General features: G+C 63.9%; 1 protein-coding gene. It reads left to right on the top strand.

What is annotated here, in order from left to right; genetic code table 11:
• Positions 1-543 (top strand): KR domain-containing protein (locus KUM32_RS35600; protein ID WP_217146059.1); only part of this gene is annotated, 543 nt, incomplete at both ends.

Genomic DNA, 543 nt, shown 5'->3' with positions numbered 1-543 from the left:
GGACACCGATGACCTGGAGGGTGTTGAGGGTGTTCTTCCCGGGGTGTTGGCGTTGGGGGAGGAGCAGGTGGTGGTGCGGTCGGGTGTGGTGCGGGTGCCGCGTTTGGGTCGGGTGGTGTCTTCGGGTGGGGTTTCGGAGTTGGGGTTGGGGGTGTTTGGTTCGGGTGCGGTGTTGGTGACGGGTGGTACGGGTGTGTTGGGTGGTTTGGTGGCTCGGCATTTGGTGGCTCGGCATGGGGTGAGGAAGTTGGTGTTGCTTTCGCGTCGTGGTGTGGGGGCTGAGGGTGCGGTGGAGTTGCGGGCGGAGTTGGAGGGTGCGGGTGCTGAGGTGGTGGTTGTGGCGTGTGATGCTGCGGATCGTGGGGTGTTGGCTGGGGTGTTGGCGGGGTTGCCTGAGGGTTTTGGGCTCAGTGGTGTGGTGCATGCGGCGGGTGTGTTGGATGACGGGTTGTTGACGTCGTTGACGCGTGAGCGGGTTGAGTTGGTGTTGCGGGCGAAGGTGGATGCGGCGTGGAACTTGCATGAGTTGACTGAGGGGATGGG

The organism is Streptomyces sp. AC627_RSS907 (assembly GCF_019049165.1).
The sequence above is the reverse complement of the archived record's forward strand: the minus strand, read 5'-3'. Positions and strand labels throughout refer to the sequence as shown.